General features: G+C 47.5%; 15 protein-coding genes and 3 tRNA genes. All 18 read left to right on the forward strand.

Annotated elements, in window-relative coordinates:
* Positions 1 to 24 precede the first annotated feature (24 nt).
* The 18 genes from A0U42_RS06175 to A0U42_RS06260 all read left to right on the forward strand — a co-directional run bounded on the left by A0U42_RS06175 (position 25) and on the right by A0U42_RS06260 (position 18,825).
* A tRNA-Lys gene (locus A0U42_RS06175) sits at positions 25 to 100 on the forward strand.
* Between the two features lie 15 nt (positions 101 to 115).
* A tRNA-Glu gene (locus A0U42_RS06180) sits at positions 116 to 191 on the forward strand.
* A gap of 3 nt (positions 192 to 194) precedes the next feature.
* Positions 195 to 270 (forward strand) — tRNA-Val (locus A0U42_RS06185).
* 209 nt (positions 271 to 479) lie between these two features.
* Positions 480 to 1,718 (forward strand): hexokinase, encoded by a 1,239-nt coding sequence (locus A0U42_RS06190; RefSeq protein ID WP_065360294.1) that lies wholly within the window; start codon positions 480 to 482, stop codon positions 1,716 to 1,718.
* Positions 1,719 to 1,827: 109 nt separating this feature from the next.
* Positions 1,828 to 2,607, forward strand: a complete 780-nt coding sequence (locus A0U42_RS06195; protein ID WP_065360295.1) for a MurR/RpiR family transcriptional regulator — start codon at positions 1,828 to 1,830, stop codon at positions 2,605 to 2,607.
* Positions 2,608 to 2,808: 201 nt separating this feature from the next.
* Positions 2,809 to 4,971 carry an alpha-glucoside-specific PTS transporter subunit IIBC gene (locus tag A0U42_RS06200; RefSeq protein ID WP_065360296.1) on the forward strand — a complete coding sequence of 721 codons (2,163 nt, stop codon included), beginning with the start codon at positions 2,809 to 2,811 and terminating at the stop codon, positions 4,969 to 4,971.
* 9 nt (positions 4,972 to 4,980) lie between these two features.
* Positions 4,981 to 6,648, forward strand: a complete 1,668-nt coding sequence (locus A0U42_RS06205) for an alpha-glucosidase (RefSeq protein WP_065360297.1) — start codon at positions 4,981 to 4,983, stop codon at positions 6,646 to 6,648.
* A gap of 11 nt (positions 6,649 to 6,659) precedes the next feature.
* The gene (locus A0U42_RS06210) at positions 6,660 to 7,439 is read left to right on the forward strand and encodes an HAD-IIB family hydrolase (protein WP_065360298.1); all 780 of its coding nucleotides are present in this window, start codon (positions 6,660 to 6,662) and stop codon (positions 7,437 to 7,439) included.
* A 17-nt stretch (positions 7,440 to 7,456) separates the two neighbouring features.
* A complete protein-coding gene (locus A0U42_RS06215) occupies positions 7,457 to 8,866 on the forward strand; it encodes an S-layer homology domain-containing protein (protein ID WP_065360299.1) in 1,410 nt (469 codons plus the stop codon).
* Positions 8,867 to 9,060: 194 nt separating this feature from the next.
* Entirely contained in the window at positions 9,061 to 9,408 is a 348-nt protein-coding gene (locus A0U42_RS06220; RefSeq protein ID WP_065360300.1) for a hypothetical protein, read from the forward strand.
* Positions 9,409 to 9,653: 245 nt separating this feature from the next.
* Entirely contained in the window at positions 9,654 to 10,421 is a 768-nt protein-coding gene (locus tag A0U42_RS06225; protein ID WP_065360301.1) for a DeoR/GlpR family DNA-binding transcription regulator, read from the forward strand.
* Positions 10,422 to 10,433: 12 nt separating this feature from the next.
* A complete protein-coding gene (locus tag A0U42_RS06230; RefSeq protein ID WP_065360302.1) occupies positions 10,434 to 11,654 on the forward strand; it encodes a four-carbon acid sugar kinase family protein in 1,221 nt (406 codons plus the stop codon).
* A 336-nt stretch (positions 11,655 to 11,990) separates the two neighbouring features.
* Complete coding sequence (gene pdxA / locus A0U42_RS06235; protein ID WP_065360303.1) at positions 11,991 to 12,974, forward strand: 4-hydroxythreonine-4-phosphate dehydrogenase PdxA; 984 nt, start codon at positions 11,991 to 11,993, stop codon at positions 12,972 to 12,974.
* A gap of 35 nt (positions 12,975 to 13,009) precedes the next feature.
* Positions 13,010 to 13,888 (forward strand): 4-hydroxy-tetrahydrodipicolinate synthase, encoded by an 879-nt coding sequence (gene dapA / locus A0U42_RS06240; RefSeq protein WP_065360304.1) that lies wholly within the window; start codon positions 13,010 to 13,012, stop codon positions 13,886 to 13,888.
* A gap of 22 nt (positions 13,889 to 13,910) precedes the next feature.
* The gene (locus A0U42_RS06245) at positions 13,911 to 14,888 is read left to right on the forward strand and encodes a hydroxyacid dehydrogenase (protein WP_065360305.1); all 978 of its coding nucleotides are present in this window, start codon (positions 13,911 to 13,913) and stop codon (positions 14,886 to 14,888) included.
* 198 nt (positions 14,889 to 15,086) lie between these two features.
* Positions 15,087 to 16,394 carry an MFS transporter gene (locus A0U42_RS06250; RefSeq protein WP_044505266.1) on the forward strand — a complete coding sequence of 436 codons (1,308 nt, stop codon included), beginning with the start codon at positions 15,087 to 15,089 and terminating at the stop codon, positions 16,392 to 16,394.
* Positions 16,395 to 16,493: 99 nt separating this feature from the next.
* Positions 16,494 to 17,648: an amidohydrolase family protein gene (locus A0U42_RS06255; protein WP_141669503.1), complete on the forward strand. Its 1,155-nt coding sequence runs from the start codon at positions 16,494 to 16,496 to the stop codon at positions 17,646 to 17,648.
* Between the two features lie 28 nt (positions 17,649 to 17,676).
* Positions 17,677 to 18,825 carry an iron-containing alcohol dehydrogenase gene (locus tag A0U42_RS06260; RefSeq protein ID WP_065360307.1) on the forward strand — a complete coding sequence of 383 codons (1,149 nt, stop codon included), beginning with the start codon at positions 17,677 to 17,679 and terminating at the stop codon, positions 18,823 to 18,825.
* Positions 18,826 to 18,875: the final 50 nt, after the last annotated feature.

An 18,875-nucleotide genomic window follows, 5' to 3' on the forward strand; every position in this document is an offset into this window, starting at 1 on the left:
GAATCCTACTACCCCTGCCAGTATGATCCACTAGCTCAGTTGGCAGAGCACCTGACTTTTAATCAGGGTGTCCCGAGTTCGAATCTCGGGTGGATCACCACAATCCACATTACGTGGCCCCTTGGTCAAGTGGTCTAAGACATCGCCCTTTCACGGCGAGAACATGGGTTCAAATCCCGTAGGGGTCACCACATGGGCGATTAGCTCAGCTGGGAGAGCGCCTGCCTTACAAGCAGGATGTCAGCAGTTCGATCCTGTTATCGCCCACCAAATTTTATTCAGGGACAGTGCATGAATGATATCTTCATGCACTGTCCCTTTTCTTGTATCATGATGAGGGTGTACCGAAGTTCACAATATGTACCACCGTCCAATGAGAGGGCATGGGAACAAAGCGGCCCTTGTCGGTTGTATTCTCGATGCTTTTCCTTTATGATGGAGGCATAGATGTTTAACGTACAGACAGGAGGCCTACAGCGATGGCAGACATGATAAAGGATTTTAAGATGATGCAGCAGGAATTGAACTTAGACGGCGCCGATTTATGCCGCTTGGCTCAGGATTTTCGCCGGACGGCGGAAGATGCTCTGGCCGGTAAAAAGAGCTCTCTTTCAGCCCTGCGTACTTATTTGGGACTCCCGACGGGATTGGAAACGGGGACCTTCATGGCCCTTGATTTCGGCGGGACCAACGTCCGGGCTTCGCGTATCACCTTATCCGGCGCAGATGGATTTACGATTGAAACCAAGGTAGCCAAGCCGCTGCGAGGTGACGATTATGACTACACGACTTCGTCGACGACGGCAGAGGCCTTGTTTGACTTCATCGCCAATATCGTAAAAGAAGCGGCCGGCGGCAATGAGCCCTATAAGTTGGGATTTACCTTTTCCTTTGCCGTCAATCAGACGTCAGCCAAAGATGCCAGCCTCATCGCCTGGTCGAAAGAAATCGATGTCCCCGGTGTTGCCGGTAAGTCGATCAACGGCCTCTTAAAGGCAGCCCTCGTTCGAAATGGGATGGACCGTATTGAACCGGTGGCCCTGTTGAATGATACGACAGCGACCCTCTTGTCGTCTGTCTATCAGCATAATCCGGCCCAGATCGGCATCGTCTGCGGGACTGGCTTCAATATGTGTTATTATGAACCGGCACTTTCGATGATCGTCAACTTAGAAGCAGGTGGTTTTGCTGGCGGACCTCGTACGGCTTGGGACCGCCGCGTCGACGAAGAATCGCAGCAGCCCGGCGACCACTGCTTCGAAAAGATGATCGGCGGCCGTTATTTGAATGAACTGTTTCGTGTCATGGTGATGGATTATTTGGATCGTGACGATATTCCCCGCTTTACGACGCGCTGCATGAATGAACTCTTATCCGGCGAAAAGACGGCCCGCGACGTCCTCGGCTTTGACGTGACGCCGGAACAAAAAGAAGGTCTCCGTGCCTTGGGTGGAGCCGTCTTTACGCGGGCGGCACAGATGATTGGCGCTGCCAGCTTCGGCATTCTCGGCCATTTGGCGGGAGAGGAAGAACTGAAAGCACAGGCCATTGCCATCGAAGGCAGTCTGGTCGAAAAAATTGCCGGCGTTCCCGGCGTCATTGAAGGGGCTGTCTGCCGTTCCTGCATGGGTCTTTCCGAAGGGACGCCGATTCACATCGTGCCCAACAGCCACGGCGCCTCCATCGGGGCCGCCATTGCCGCGGCTCTCTGTGTCTGATGCCAGGTCCTGACTCTTGACGCGTTTCTCCTAATTTTTTATAATAAAAGCATAATTCCGGCCCTTGCGGAAATTTCCGCAAGGGCTTTTTTGCAAGGGAGGAGCGGCCATGGCACTGGAGGAACTCATCAATGAACACCGACAAGAACTGAATAATACCGATATGGGAATTTGGAAATATATTGTGCAGCATCGGGCCTCCGTTCGCCGAAGTTCGATTCATGAATTGGCTCGCGCCTGCAACGTGTCGACGACGACCATTGTCCGCTTTGCCCAAAAATTGGGCCTTGAAGGCTTTGGCGAATTCAAACTGCTCCTCAAACGGGAACAGGCAAAAGCCTTTGAGTATGATGCCCATACCTTGGAAGGGTTGAATCGATTTTATGCCCAAACCGTCGATAAGGTCTGCAATCTTAATTTTGATCGGGCCAGTTCCCTCATCCATGAAGCCAATCGGATTTTTACGTATTCTTCGGGCTATGTGCAAAATAACGTCGTCCAAGAATTAAAACGCCTCTTTTTCTATGACAATATTTTGATTTACGATGTGCCGGCGCGGGAAGAGTTCCGCAATCTTGTCCATTCCCTGACGAAGGACGACTTGTTCATCATCGTTTCTTTTTCCGGAGAATCTCCGGCCGTGACGGAATTGGGCCATCTCCTGAAGGCTCGGGATATCCCTTTTATTTCCGTTACCCGTTTGCAGGATAACACGCTGGCCTCGTTGTCGACGGTCAATTTCTATATTTCTCCGGGCCAGTTCCAACTCTACGATAAGGAAGAGGAACACGTTCCCTTCCAGTCCATGATGCCATACTTTGTCCTCATAGAAGTCTGGTATGTTAATTACTGTATGTACTGTCATCGCCTGCGCCAAGGTGACGAATGATATGTACCAAAGTACGTATTTTGTACCAGATTACAGCCCCGTGCCGCAGTGCCGGAAAGCCGCGAAACTATTGTGTTCGCGGCTCTTTTTTTATATCCTGTTAGTAAAGATAGCTTCAAGGAATACATCGAATGACGTCTTCGCTATATGACCGAGAAAGCTAAGGACTTATATTTTTATTTTAAACGGGAGGAAACTGTTATGACATTCAGCAAGGAACGCAGCATGCAGGAATTGCAGCGCTTTGGCGGCGCTATGTATACGCCGGTCATTTTATTCGCTTTCTTCGGCTTGACTGTTGCCGTGTCGATTATTTTCAGTAATACGGGACTCTTTGGCAGCTTAGCTAAAGAGGGGACCTTGTGGTACGATTTCTGGTACGTCGTCCAGCAAGGTGCCTGGACGGTGTTTAAGCAGATGCCGATCCTCTTTGCCATCGCCGTTCCCATTGGTTTTGCCAAGAAAGAACAGGCACGCTGTGCCATGGAAGGCTTCGTCATTTACATGATCTTCAACTATTTCATCGCCGGGATCTTGAGTCTCCACGGCAGTTATTTCGGTGTCGATTACAGTCAGGAAGCCGGAGCCGGTACGGGCCTGGCTATGATTGCCAACATCAAGACCTTGGATATGGGCATGCTCGGTGCCATCTTCATTGCCTGCATTACAGCCTATCTCCACAACCGTTTCTATGACACGGAAATCCCTGAATGGCTCGGCATCTTCAAAGGCCCGGCTTTCGTCGTCGCCGTCGGCTTTTTGGTCATGCTGCCGACAGCCCTTCTCTTCTGCTATATTTGGCCGCCCATTCAGCATGGTATCGAACAGTTCCAGTTCTTCCTCAAGACCAGCGGTATCTTCGGCGTCTGGGCCTATACCTTTGCGGAAAAGATTCTCCTGCCGGCCGGCCTTCATCACTTCATTTACCTGCCCTTCATTTATGGGCCGGCTGTCGTTGACAACGGCATTCAGGCTTATTGGCTGCAGCATCTCAACGATTTTGTGACCAGTGCCCAGTCGCTGCGGGAACTCTTCCCTCAGGGCGGTTTTGCCCTTCATGGCAGCGCGAAAGTTTTCGGCTTGCCCGGCGCTGCTCTTGCCATGTATTACTGCGCCAAACCGGAAAAGCGGAAAAAAGTGGCAGCTCTCTTGATTCCGGCCACGGTTACGGCCGTCCTCTGCGGCATTACCGAACCGATTGAATTTACCTTCTTATTCGTAGCTCCTGTACTGTATGTCGTCCATGCCGTCTTATCGGCGACCTTGTCGACGATCCTTTACTTTATCGGCTTGTCTGGCAACTTCGGCGGCGGCCTCATCGATGCCTTCGTCCAAAACTGGATTCCCCTGTTCCGCTTCCATGCCGGGACGTATATCATGCAGATTGCCATCGGCCTCTGCTTTACCGCTATTTATTTCGTCGTTTTCCGTTTCTTGATCCTGCACTTCGACTTTAAGACGCCTGGGCGGACCGATGACGGTGAAGACGATAAATTGTTTACGAAAGCCGAATACAAGGCTAAGAAAGAAATGGAAAAGAAAGGGATTACCGGCGGTGCCGATGCCCTGAAAGCCCAAGTATTCCTCGACTGCCTCGGCGGTCCGGACAACATTCAGGAAGTCACGAACTGCGCGACCCGTCTGCGGGTCACGGTCAACGACCCGGATAAGGTTGCCGGGACGAGCAAGTTTACCAATGCCGGTGCCTTTGGTCTGGTGAAAAACGGTCGTGCCGTTCAGGTCATCGTCGGCCTGTCCGTGCCGAATGTCCGCAGCCATTTCGATGCCTTGCTGAAAGGCGATTATACGCCGATTGTTGAAACCGCGCCGGCAGAACCGAAAGCGGCTGAAGCGGATGGCACTAAGGCTGCACCTGTTGCTGCTGTCGCTTCCGTCGATGAAGATTCCCGCTCCATGCGGCTGAAAGCCTTCGTGTCCGGCGACCTCGTCGATATCAGCGAAGTCCCCGATGACGCCTTTTCTCAGATGATGATGGGCGATGGCGTAGCCATTAAACCTTCCGGCGATACGATTGTCGCGCCGGCGGACTGCGTTGTGTCGATGATCATGGAAAGCTCCCTTCATGCCGTCGGCCTGGAACTGAGCAATGGCGCTGAAATCTTGATTCACATTGGTCTCGATACGGTCAACTTAAATGGTGAAGGCTTTACCCTCTTGACCGCGCAGGATGCACAGGTAAAAGCAGGTGATCCCTTGATTCGCTTCGACCGCGATGTCATTGCCAAGGCCGGCTATGACGATATCGTCATCATGGCCGTTACCAATTCTCCGGAATATCCGCAGATGAAGAAAGAACCGGACCAGCCCGTCGTTGCTGGTGAAACACCGATTGTCATTTTCTAGGAGGTTTTTATGGATACGTTAAAATGGTGGCAAAAAACAGCAGTCTATCAGGTTTATCCCCGCAGCTTTCAGGATACGACAGGAAGCGGTGAAGGCGATATTCCCGGCATTACGCGTCATCTCGACTATTTAAAAGCCTTGGGCATCGGTGCGGTCTGGTTGACGCCGGTCTATCCGTCGCCTATGGTCGACAACGGCTACGATATCAGTGATTACACGGCCATCGACCGTCGCTACGGGACCCTGGCCGATATGGAAAAACTCATTGCTGAAGGCAAAAAGAGGGATATCCGCATCGTCATGGATTTAGTGTACAATCACACTTCGGACCGGCATGACTGGTTCCAAGAATCGAAACGGAGCCGGGACAACGATAAGGCCGATTGGTATATCTGGCGCGATGCCAAGGAAGACGGCTCTGCCCCGACGAACTGGCGGTCCATCTTCGGCGGTTCGGCCTGGACCTGGTGCGAAGAACGGCAGCAGTATTACCTGCATACCTTTGCCGTCGAACAGCCGGATCTGAATTGGGAAAACCCAGACGTTCGCCAGGCCTTGTATGACGCGGCCAATTTCTGGCTCGATAAAGGTGTCGGCGGCTTCCGCATCGATGCCATCGTCTATATCAAGAAGCCGGCTGTCTTTGAAGACGGTCCCGTTGACGGGGCTGACGGCTTATCGTCAATCCATCAGATGATTGCCAATACACAGGGTATCCTCGATTTTCTCCATGAATTTCGCAGCCAGGTTTTCGATGGTCACGATATCTTCACCGTCGCTGAAGCCAATGGGGTGGCACCGGAAGAATTGCCCCAATGGGTCGGCGAAGACGGCGTTTTCAGTATGCTCTTTGAATTCAGCCATTCGAACGTGGAATTTACGGATGATGAAATTTGGTGCAAAGCCTCTTCGTGGCCGCTGACGAAGCTTAAAAAAGCACTGTCTGCCAGCCAAAGGGCGACGGCCGAAAATGGCTGGTATCCGATTTTCTTTGAAAATCATGACCGCAATCGCTGTGTCAATCACTACTTCCCGGAGGGAATGGATACCCAAACGGCGGCGAAAGCCATGGCGACGGTCTTGTTCGGACTCCGGGGGACGCCTTTCATTTATGAAGGGCAGGAATTAGGCATGGCCAATACGGCGTTTGAACGGATTGAAGACTATAACGACATTTCGACTCATGGCCAGTATCAGATGGCGTTGGAGGAAGGCTTTGAACCGGCAGAAGCCCTGAAGGTCGTACAGTTCCACAGCCGAGATAATGCCAGGACTCCCATGCAGTGGACGACGGAGGCTCAGGCCGGATTTACGACGGGGACGCCGTGGCTTCCCGTTCATGACGACTTTGTCTCCTGCTGCGCTGAAGTTGAAGAAAAGGATGATCAATCGGTTCTTTCTTACTATCGTAAACTCCAGCATGAACGATTCAGGGGGGGAGCGTCGCAGATCTTGCTGCAGGGCAGCTATGAAGAACTCTTGGCTGACGATGAGTCCATCTACGCTTTTAAACGGACTTTGGGTAATCAGGCTGTCCTGATTCTGGCCAATTTCACGAATGATACGGTTCGTTATAATGCCGACCTTGTACAGGGCGCCTCGGTACTTATTGGGAATTTTAAAAATCCCAGGGCCGGTGAATTACGACCGGCAGAATCCGTCATCTATCGTATATGAGGAGGAATATTATGTTAAAAGTTGCTGCCAGTGATTACGACGGGACTTTATTCCGAGACGATATCATTACAGCTGAAGATGCGGAAGCCGTTCGTCAGTGGCGGGCTGCGGGCCATAAATTCGGCGTCGTTTCCGGCCGTGACCACGGCATGCTTTGGCCCCAGCTCAAGCACTACGGCATTGAATATGACTATTTGGCCTGCAATAACGGCGGCCTTATCAGTGACGGACAGAATCGGGTCCTCTGGGAAGCCCGTATCGAGCCGGCCGTTTTAAAGAAGGCCAGTGAACTGCCTCTGGTCCGAAAATCCTTCCATTTCTCTTTTTCATCAGAAGACCGGACCTATCTTTGCCACGATATGGAGGGGACCTGGGTTTGGCGCGAGGCTGAACAGTGGGACTATACCTTGGTTCCTATTACAGAAGAGGATATAGAGCACTTGCCGCAGATCATTCATCAGTTTTCCTTAGGGTTTACGAACGCGGAAGATGCCCTAGCGGCCAGTGAGGAAGTCAACGCTAATTTTGGCAACGTGATTCATGCGTACCCCAATCGCTGTGCCGTCGATATTATTCCGGCTGACATCAGTAAAGAACAGGCCATTTCCCATACGCTCGCCCTCTTCGGGTGGGACGGCGCCGAAATCTTGGCCATTGGCGATGAAATCAACGACCTACCCATGATCCTGGGCTACCACGGTTATACCGTTTCTACAGCCCGACCGGCCATTCAGGCTCAGGCCCGTAAAGTCTATGACAGCGTAGGGGCCATGCTGATCGATAACTTATAAGAAAAGAGGTCCTTACGATGTATTTTAATAAAAAAGCCTGTGCGGTCTTAGCGGCCTTGACGTTGGAACTGTCCGGTGCGGCATGGGCGGCATCGGCCGACAGTTTTTCTGATGTACCGAAAGACCATTGGTCTTATGAAGCCCTCGATTATCTGGCCCAAGAAGGGGTCATCGAAGGCATGGGCGACAATACCTTTGAAGGCGGCCGCACGATGACTCGCTATGAAGTGGCCAGCATCGTCGCCAAAGCCATGCAGAAGGGCGGCGGCAGCTTCGGCGATAAGGCGGTCCTTGAAAAGCTCCACGGTGAATATGCCGATGAAATCAGCATCCTCCAGCAGCAAGTAGCGGCTAACACCAAGCAGATCGACCAGAATACGAAAGATATCGATGAATTAAAGAACGGCATCGCCGGCAAGATGGAGCTCAGCGGTTTTGTCCGCGTCCAATATGACCATGATAAATACAGCGGTCAGGTACAGAACAACAGCGACCTGTATAAGGACAATAATCGCTTCTATATGAGCCTCAACGGGGCCTATAAAGTAAACGACAACTGGAAGGCTAAATTCCAGTTAGAAAAAAATTCCTTCTACAACGGCGGTCACGACCATGAAAATGAATCGGGTTCATGGGCAGCTGACGGGAAAGACAAGGGCCGTGCCAAGCGCTGGTCCGGTCACGACGGGAATATCCAGCGTATCTGGGTCGAAGGGACGGATCCTAAGACCGGAGCTTGGATCAATATTGGCCGGGCATGGCGCGGTTTAGGGCAGCAAAACGTCCTCTTCGGGACCGAATCCGATGGTGTTCAAGTTGCCGTACCGATTAAAGGGACGAACCTGATGGCCAGCGGTTTCTGGATGGCATCGACCGGGGCCGGCAATCACGAAAGTTGGTACGGTCTTGGGACGTGGGGGAATGTAGGGCCGCGAGCCGGCATCAACTTGGCTTATGCCCTCAACTCCAAGAATAAGGGAGACGTTTACGAAAAGAACACGACCCATCTTGAATCTTGGGGTGAAGAAACTGTCGATTACGATAAAGCCTACGTCTTAAGCGGCTGGTTTGACGTCTCAAAAGACGTCCGCTTCCTGGCCGACTATGTCCGTACTAATGCCGACTATCAGAACAGCAGTACCTTCCTGCGGCTGAACTATAAAGAAACGGACCTGAAGAAGCCGGGAACCTGGCAGGCCTATGCCCGTTGGTATCGCTATGGAACGAACGGTACCATTGCTGGCGACGATGAATGGGGCTCCCTGTTCTACAATGGCAGTGCCGGCAGTAAAGGCTGGATCCTGGGCTATAAATACGTGCCCTGGAAGAATATCGAATGGGAAACGCTGTACTCGAAACAAGAACAGATTTCTAACTCCGATAATAAGAGAACCCTCATCCGTACGCAGATGGACTTCCATTTTTAAAGTAGCAAGAAACGACTAAATGTTTTAGAAAATCCCCTGGGTAATATGAACCGCCCCCCCTAAAGTTGGACCTAAAAATCTAACTTTAGGGGGGCACATCATACTGGCTCAGGGGACTTTTTGGTTATGGAATAGACTTTCTGATTATAATATTGCCATCTTATGGACAGGAGATATTTGAAGTTCTTAGATTTTTGAATAATCCAATTTTCGTTCAGCAGAATACTGAGTTAGACAGAAAAATAAGGTTTCGTTTGGATGTAAATGAGACGAAAAAGTTTTCGTTGCATTTGCGTTTCTTTATTACTGATAATGCTGTTCGCCTTACCTTGCCAGTCCTAGATGCGGTTCCTCAAATGACACAGGATGAATTGCTCGTCTTCAAGGTGTTGCCAGAAAATCGCCTCATGAGTCGAAAAGAAATCGAAGAGCAAACTCCATTCACGAGAGTTAAAGTAATACGTGTATTAAATGAACTGGTTCAAAAGAAGGCCATACGCAAGACTGGGGTGGGACGGGGAACGAAATATATGCGGGCATAAAAAATAAGCTGCTTCAGTGAAATCGTGTAAATGATATGCTCCTCTTCAAGAAACATGCGATTTTATTATTTCTCATGTCTACCCAAGGGGGGGAGCATATCATACTTTTTGTGCGAGGTCTGTTTTGCTATGTTTTCCTTCTTGACGCTTCTTTTTCCTCTTGATATAATTAAATAACACAAAACAACAAATATAAACAACGAATTGTGAGAGAACTATGTAAAGATGAACATGAGGTGAAGGATATGCTACCGGCAGAACGACGGCAATTTATTTTAAATGAATTGTATAAGAGTAAAGCCGTTACTGTAAACGACTTAGCACAACAACTGGACGTAACGACGATGACGATTCGTCGGGATTTACAGCATTTAGAAGAAGGAGGGCTCGTTGAAAAGAGTCATGGCGGAGCTGTTTTAGTGGAATCATCCGTAAAGGATGCCACGTATCGGAATCGAAAATTGGTCCATATCGATGAAAAGCGAAAGATGGCAGCCGCAGCCCTGCCCATGATAGAATCGTCGATGAGCATTTATTTGGATGCCGGAACGACGAATTTTGAGTTAGCTGAATTAATGGCCAAGCAGCATTGGGAGAATTTGACCGTTGTCACCAATGACTTAGCCATTTCACAAGTTTTGACACCGGTTTTAGGGGTATACGTCATTCTTTTGGGCGGTCATATTGACGTCGAATCCAATTCGACCTGCGGTGTTTTGGCGACCAATATGGTGCAGACCATGCACTTCGATATCTGTTTTTTTGGGACACAGGCCATTACGCCGGACTGGCGAATCATGACGGCCAATGCTGAAAAAATTGATGTTAAACGAGCTTGTTTGCAGGCGTCCGATAAGGTGGTCCTCCTTGCCGATCACTCTAAATTTAAAAAACATAAACTCTATTATATTCTCGACTTATGGGAAATGGATGTGCTCATTAGCGATTATACGGCGACAGCCGAAGAACAGAGTTTGTTTGACGAACATCATGTAACCTTTATCCCTGTTTAGTGAGGTGGTATTATGCATCCATTTGTCATCGTAGCCGATGATTTTACGGGAGCCAATGATACGGGAGTCCAACTGTGCCGAAAAGGGGTTCCCGTCGATGTCATTTTAGATATAAATCAGATTCAAGATGATGAAACCAGCTTGTCTATCGATTGTGAAAGCCGAGTTGTTTCGGAAGATGAAGCGTATCATCGCGTTTACACGGCCTTGTCCTGCGTCGAGCAGCGAGGGGGATGCCGTTTTCTGTATAAAAAGGTCGATTCAACCTTACGCGGTCATTTACAAGAAGAGATTCGGGCTGCTGTCGACGTTTATAAGCCGGAACTCATTATTTTTGCACCGGCCTATCCTGCGCAGGGGCGGACGGTAGAACGAGGTCGTCTCTGTGTTCATGGCGTGCCGCTCCTCGATACGGAAATTGCCCGAGATCCGAGAAATCCACTCGAGGACGATGATATTCAGAAAATCCTCTCTGCCTGCCTGGGACAGCCCGTACACCACTATGACTGCGGTCCTGTTGTCGACGGTGAAGTTGATTTGACGGGACGAGCCTATTCTTTTGATACCCGGGAACAGTCTCAGTTGGAGAATATTGCCCGGGCAGCGATGAAGACGGGAAAGAAAATCCTTTGGATCGGTTCAGCCGGACTGGCTCAAGGGATATTACAGGTCAGTTGCCGGAGTCTTCCGGTATTGGCAGTCATCGGCAGCATTAGCAGCAAGACGATGGCGCAGATTGCATACTGTCGAGATAAGGGAGTGAGTATCGTTTCTTTGGATATGAAAGAACTTTATGAAAAGCCGTGCACCGGTGACGTTATACAATCGGTTGTCTCACGTTTACAGGAAGGTCATAATGTCATTTTGACGGGAGCGGACTGCCGTCAGGCGTACGAAGATTTTGCTGCCTATGGCCGTGAAAAGGGGCTTTCTACGGATACGCTGGCCGAGTTTACGAAACAAACCTTGAGTCAACTGGTGACGGCTATTTTAAAGGATGCCGCCGTGAGCGGACTGTTTTTGACGGGCGGAGATACGGCCATTGCTGTCACACGCCGGTTGGCAGCACACGGATCCCGGATTGAACGGGAACTTGTGCCCGGTTTTGTTCAAGGGAGACTGTTGGGCGGTGTTCGAAATGGCCTGCCCATTGTGACCAAGGCCGGAGCCTTTGGAACGGAAAAAGATATTTACAATTGTATAGAATCTTTAAGATATCTGCCGGAGCCGTGAATTTTCGGTGCATAGAAATCGTTAAAAGCCATTAGAATAGGTAAGGAATGTTGCCTATTCTAATGGCTTTTTTTGTTCTTATCTGTTCTATTATGTTAAAATATCATGATTTAAAGAAGCGGATAAATGGGGATAAAGCTACTGACTATCTAGCCTTAGCAATTGCTTTTTAAGAATTTTCAGCAAATTAAAAAGAAAAAACAATGATAAATAGGCATTGTTGACATTATAAAAAGTTGTTGACTTATTCGAACAAGTGAAATATAATTTAAACAACAAAAATAAACACATAACAACATAACGAAACAACGATGTTGTGATAAAGGAGGAGATACAGTGGCAAATAAATTTGTGGGCATCACCATGGGGGATCCGGCCGGAATCGGACCGGAGATTTCGCTCAAAGCCATAGATGCTAAAAAAGAGTATCAGCAGTCTGTATTGATCTACGGCAGCTATGATGTACTCCAATACTACCACCAACAGCTCCGCTTGACGACGCCGCTGGTACGTATTCAGAATATTCAAGAATTTCAGCCGGGAAAGATTAATGTTATCTCTGTTATAGACTTGGCCATCGGAAAAGATTTTGAAATCGGAAAGGTTTCTCCCGTTGCCGGAGATGCTGCTTACCGATATATCGAAAGGGCTATTGCCGATGCTTTGAAAGGTGACATCAAAGTCGTCACGACGGCGCCTTTAAATAAAGAAGCGCTTCATAAAGGCGGGCATCAATTTGACGGTCATACGGAAATCTTTGCAACCCTTACGGGCACCAAAGCCTATACCATGATGCTTTGGAGTGAAAAGATGTCGGTCGTTCATGTATCGACGCACTGTTCTCTGCGAGAAGCTTGTAATCGAGCAAAGAAAGCCAGAATTTTGGAATGTATCCATTTGGCTGATGGTGCGATGAAACAGTTAGGCGTTACGGAACCGAGAATTGCCGTTGCCGGACTCAATCCGCACAGTGGGGAAGCCGGGATCTTCGGACGTGAAGATATTGATGAAATCATACCGGCTATTGAAGAAGCAAAGAAAGAAGGACTTTGCGTGGACGGACCGGTTTCACCGGATACGGTTTTCCTGAAAGCTTACCGCGGTGTTTACGATATTGTCGTTGCCATGTATCACGACCAAGGACATATTCCGATGAAGCTGGTGGCCTTTGATTCCGGTGTCAATGTCACTTTAGGACTTCCCATCATTCGGACGTCCGTCGACCATGGTACGGCCTTTGACATTGCCGGCAAGGGCATTGCCAAGGCAGACAGTATGTGTTATGCCGTCGACTTAGGAAAATGTTTTGCAGATCATTAAATTTCTATATAGATGTACAAAGGAGCGAATATATTATGTTTAAAGCAGAAGGCTTAATTACCCCCGTCGTTACGGCGTTGACAGAAAACGAAGAATTTAACAAAAAGGAATACCAGGCGTTCATCGATCATCTGATTAAAGCCGGCGTCCATGGTATTTTCCCCTTAGGTACGAACGGTGAGTTCTATGCGTTTTCTTTCAAAGAAAAATTGGAAATCATTGAAGCTGCTGTGGAAGCCGTTCAAGGTCGGGTCCCCGTTTACGCCGGTACAGGCTGCGTTACGACGAAAGAAACAATCGAAATGTCGAAGGCTGTGCAGCAGATGGGAGGTATCGATTGCCTGTCCATCATCACGCCGTACTTTGTAAAAGCTTCTCAGGCTGACTTGATCGAACATTTCAGCGCTGTCGCGGAAGCCGTTGACCTGCCGATTCTGTTGTATAACATTCCGGCAAGAACGGGTAACGCCATTGACTGGAAGACGGTTAAAACCTTAGCAAAATATGAAAATATCATCGGTATTAAAGATTCGAGCGGCAACTTCGATAATATGCTGAAATATATTGAAAATACCGATCCTCGTCTCAATGTACTGGCCGGCAGTGATTCCCTGATTCTTTGGGCACTCATGGCAGGCGGCACGGGCGCCATTTCCGGTTGCTCCAATGTCTTCCCCGAACTGATGGTCAGCATCTATAACTACTGGAAAGAAGGCAACATCGAAAAAGCTAACGAATCGCAGAAGAAAATTCGCGCTTTCCGAAACGTCATGCAGATGGGGAATCCGAACTCTGTCGTAAAACTTGCGGTGAACATGCGCGGTTATCACGTAGGTCCGGCTCGTCAACCGTCGAACTGCACGGATCCGGCTATTAAAAAGGCCTTGGAAGATGTTTTTAAACTGTATGAATAATTGACGTAAGGAGATGTAATTCATGGCTAAAGTTGTAATTTCACATCGTCTGCACGACGATGGCATGGCTGTTCTTGAAAAGGCCGGTGTAGAGGTCGTTATTACAAATAGCGGCGACCCGAAAGTCATGCTTCCGGAATTGAAAGATGCTGATGGTGTTATCATTCGAATCGGTTCTATTGATCGGGAAACGATGGAACAGTGCCCGAATTTAAAAGTTATTGGACGACCCGGTGTCGGCGTTGACGATGTCGATGTCGAAGCAGCAACGGAACTCGGAATTCCCGTCGTCATTGCCCCGGGCGCCAATAGTCGTTCTGTTGCAGAACATGCGATGGCAATGATGTTTGCCTGCGCTAAAGATATGATTCGCAGTGACAAAGAAATGCGTAACGGTAACTTTGGCATTCGCAGCTCCTATAAAGCCTATGAATTAGGCGGAAAAACACTCGGCTTGTTGGGCTACGGCCATATCGGAAGTATTTTTGCCGGCATGGCTGCCGGGATTGGCATGAAAGTCTTGGTTTACGATCCGTTTATTAAGCGAGAAGCGGTTGAGGAACAAGGCTATGGATATCGTGAAGATATGCATGATATCTTAAAGGAATCCGATGTCGTTTCCATCCATACACCGCTGACGCCGCAAACGCGGAATATGATTGGGGAAGCTGAATTGAAGATGATGAAAAAAGACGGTATTCTCATAAACTGTGCTCGCGGCGGTATCGTTGACGAAGCTGCGCTGAATAAAGCCTTGGATGAAAACTGGATTCACAGTGCCGGGACTGATGTTGTTGTACATGAACCGATTGATCCGGCAGATCCTATTTTCCATCATGATAATATCGTTGTTACTCCTCATATGGCAGGACAGACGCGAGAAGCGGCTTCAGGTGTTGCAACTCTGGCGGCAGAAGGAACGGTAGCTGTTATAAACGGTCAAAAGTGGGATAAGGTATGCAATCCCAAAGCATACGACCATAAGCGATGGAACAAGTAAAAGGCTGATCTATACTGCTGCATATATAGCAAAAAGCATGAAAACATTGCATTTTTTGAGAATGGGCGTCCTCGTGTTATGCAATAATTCATGCTATACCAATAGTATAGCACGTTGATCTGGCCACACCAAATGAAAAACAATAGTTAATTCTATATTTAATTCTATATTTAATAATAAGGAAGGTGTGACTTATAAATGGAAGAAATGATGAAAAAAACTAACGCACGCTGGAATATATTTTTTATGTTAGCTATTATTTGTACTATCAACTACATTGACCGTGCCGTTATTTCCGTATGTATGCCTCAGATTCAAGAAGAATTGAACTTTTCACCAGAAGTTGTTGGCGCTATTTTAAGTGCATTTTTTTGGGGATATGCATTGATGCAGATTCCTTGTGGATGGCTTTGTGACAGATTTAAACCGGGTAAGATTTTGCTGATTGGCGGTTTATGCTGGGGGATATTTCAAGCCATTACAGGGATTTTAAGTAGTAGTAAACTCTTTATGTTCATTCGCGTTTTGCTAGGTATTTCTGAAGCACCTATTTATCCAGCAGGCGCTAAGCTGCAATCTATATGGCTTCCTGTTACGGAACGCTCCAGAGGAAGTGCGCTCGTTGATGTCGGGTCCTCTTTGGGGAATGCTTTTGGGGCGCCGTTAGTTGCCTTGTTTGTTCTTTGGTTAGATGGATGGAGAGAGGCTTTGATTGCCATTGGGGCTTTAACTGCTGTTATTGTTATTATTTGTGGTCGACGGTTAATGTCGACACCGGATACAAATAAGCGGGTTAATCAAGCTGAACGTGATTATATTAAAAATGCACTGGAAGAAGAATGGAAAGCCAATCAGGCCGACAGTGTTGCTACAAAAGTCAAGGTGCGTTTAACGACATATTTTATGCATAAAGATTTTTGGGGAATGTGCTTTGGGTTCACTTGCGGTAATGCCATTGCCTATGGTCTGATGACCTGGGGACCAATGTATTTAGCAACTGTACATCATTTAGATATTAAAGGATTGGGCGGAGCTTTATTTATCATCTATGGCGTTAGTGTGCTTGGCGGTTTATTAGGTGGTACGATTACGGATACTTTGAAAAGAAAATTTGGGAAAGAACACTATAATAAGATTATGCATTACAACTTATTATTAATCGGGGTTATGACAGGCGGTGCCATGTTGTTGCTCAGTCAGTCTGACTCGCTTTACATGGCTATTGGCTGCATTACTGTCGCATTATTCTTCCAAAAATGGTCTGGGTGCTTGTACTGGACAGTTCCGGCTGCATTAGCACAGCGTGAAAATATTGGTACTGTTGGTGGCTGCATGAACTGTGTAGGCAATATTGGCGGAGCTATTATTCCTTTAATCATTGGGGCAATTGTTGGTTCCACGGGATCTTATTTCTTAGCACTCGTATTGTTTGCTTGCTTCGGTATTGGCATTGGACTGTTTTCCTTACTCATTAACTTTAAAAAGAAAATTGGTGTTGAAGCGTAGTACACTTTAGCTTAATGTAGTTTGCCATAAACGCCTCTCCGGCGACTTCTTGTTTGAAGGGGCTGGAGAGGATGTTTTATTAATGAAAAGGAGCGAAACATGATGGCTGAAACAATAGATGTTTTAATTAAAAATGGTAATGTTATTGATCCAGATGATAGAAAGATTTCTAAGCGATCCATTGCTATATGTAATGGCAAGATTGTAGACTATGATCCGGACGTAATTTATAATGTCAAAGATGAAATTGATGCGGAGGGTTATTATGTTAGTCCCGGATGGGTTGACTCTCATGTACATGTATTTAAAGAAGGAACCGAACCTGGTTTTGATGCTGATTTAAATTTGATTCCAATGGGCATTACCAGTGCCATTGATGGAGGCAGCTCGGGTGTCGGAAATTGGCCTATTTTCAAACGAAATGTGGTGGATAATTGTTATTTAAATATTTTCTATTCAGTGAATGTTTCTACGTCAGGGCAAATTACTGAAAGCTATCCTGAAAACGTCGATCCCAGATATTTTGATGAAGAAGGGCTTCGTCGCATTTTTCAAGCAGATCCTATTCATGCAAGAGGTTTGAAATTAAGATATGGTGAAGAGGTCGTAGAACCTTTTGGTCCGATTGTTTTGGATAAAACCATTGAATTAGCTGAAAAGTTGAAATGTTCAATTACTTTACATGTTACTAATGCAGCGAGCACAATGGAAGATATTGTAAATAAGTTGCGACCGGGGGATGTTGTTTGCCATATTTATCAGGGAAAGCAGAATACCATTATTGATGAAGATGGAAAGATTAATAAAGCTGTTTTTAATGCAAGGAAACGCGGTGTATATTTTGATTCAGCGGATGCAAGAATCAACCACTGCTATAGGGTCATTTATCCTGCAATAGAACAAGGATTTTATCCCGATATTATCTCGACGGATATTACTAAGAATGGTTTGTTTAATAATATGTTATGGGGGCTTCCTGTGGTTTTGTCGAAATGGCTGAATTTAGGATTGCCGTTAATGGATGTTGTCACTGCATGCACTTTTAGCCCAGCAAAAATTCATAAACTGCCGTGGGGGATTGGTACATTAAAGTCTGGTGCAAACGGTAATGTAACGATATTCAGTGTAGAAGATCGCCCATTCCATTTAAAAAATAGAATGGGAGAAGAGTTTGATGGTGAAAAAATGATTATGCCACAAGCTACGATCGTTAATGGAAATCTTCGGTTTAAGAGTTTATATTTTCCGTTTTAAATAAGTATAAAAGGTGGAGGTAATAAACATGAAACAATGCCAATTGACGATTCCGGGCGTCGTTTATGCAGGTCCCGGCAGTGTTGAAAAAATCAGTGAAGTATTACAGCGAGAAAAGGCGCAGTCCGTCCTTCTCTTTACGGATAAAGGCGTTCGCGGCGCAGGTCTTACGAAACGAGTCGAAGAAATTTGCTCTTCTTTGAAGCTGACGGTCATTGATGATTTGGCGACAGAACCGTCTTATCAGGAGGTTGAACGCGTCATTGCCGAAGTCAGCCAAGCCAATATCGATTTGGTCATCGGTGTCGGCGGCGGCAGCGTCATGGATGCGGCGAAGTTGGCCAGCATCGTTATCGGTGCCGAATACGGTGTCCGCGATTTGCTTAAGGACCCGACGATTGCCAAGAAATACATCAAATCGCTGATGATTCCGACGACGTGCGGTACCGGTTCTGAAGCAACTTGTAATTCGATTGTCGCCATTCCGGAAGAACAGTCGAAACAGGGGATTGTCAATAACTGCATGATTCCCGACTATGTCATCTTAGATGCCGAAATGATCCGTCATCTGCCGCCGAAGGTTTTGGCAGCTACCGGTGTCGACGCCTTAGCCCATGTTGTAGAATGCTTCACATCGAAGAAAGCGACGATTTTGAGCGATACCTATGCCGTTGAAGGGGCGAAGAAAATTTTCCACAACATCCGGGAGGCCTTTGTAGATGGATCTGACATGGACGCCAAAACGGAAATGCTTATCGGTGCCTTTTATGGCGGCGTGGCCATTACCGGCTCGGGGACGACGGCCGTTCATGCCTTGTCCTACCCCTTGGGCGGGAAATATCACATTGCCCATGGTGTTTCCAATGCCATCCTCTTTGCCCATGTCATGGAATTCAATAAGGATGCCTGCACGGATCGACTGGCTGCCCTTTGCGATGCTGTCTATCCGGAAAAATACGCTGAAACGGCAGATGCTAAAGCGGACTACATCATTTCCGAAATCAAAGATGTCGTAGAAAAAGTTCAGATTCCGACTAAATTGGAAGAATTCGGCGTTAAAAAAGAAGACCTTGATTTTCTGGTCAAGGCCGGAAGCCAGCAGACCCGACTCTTGGTCAACAACTGCAAAGAATTGTCTCTCGACGATATTCGCTTCCTCTATGAAAAATTGTTCTAACCTTGGCATATAAAAAGACCGCACGCAACCCTGAACTGCTACCCGTCAAG

It is taken from the genome of Megasphaera sp. DISK 18, assembly GCF_001682955.1.
In the GTDB taxonomy this organism is placed as follows: Bacteria; Bacillota; Negativicutes; order Veillonellales; family Megasphaeraceae; genus Megasphaera; species Megasphaera massiliensis.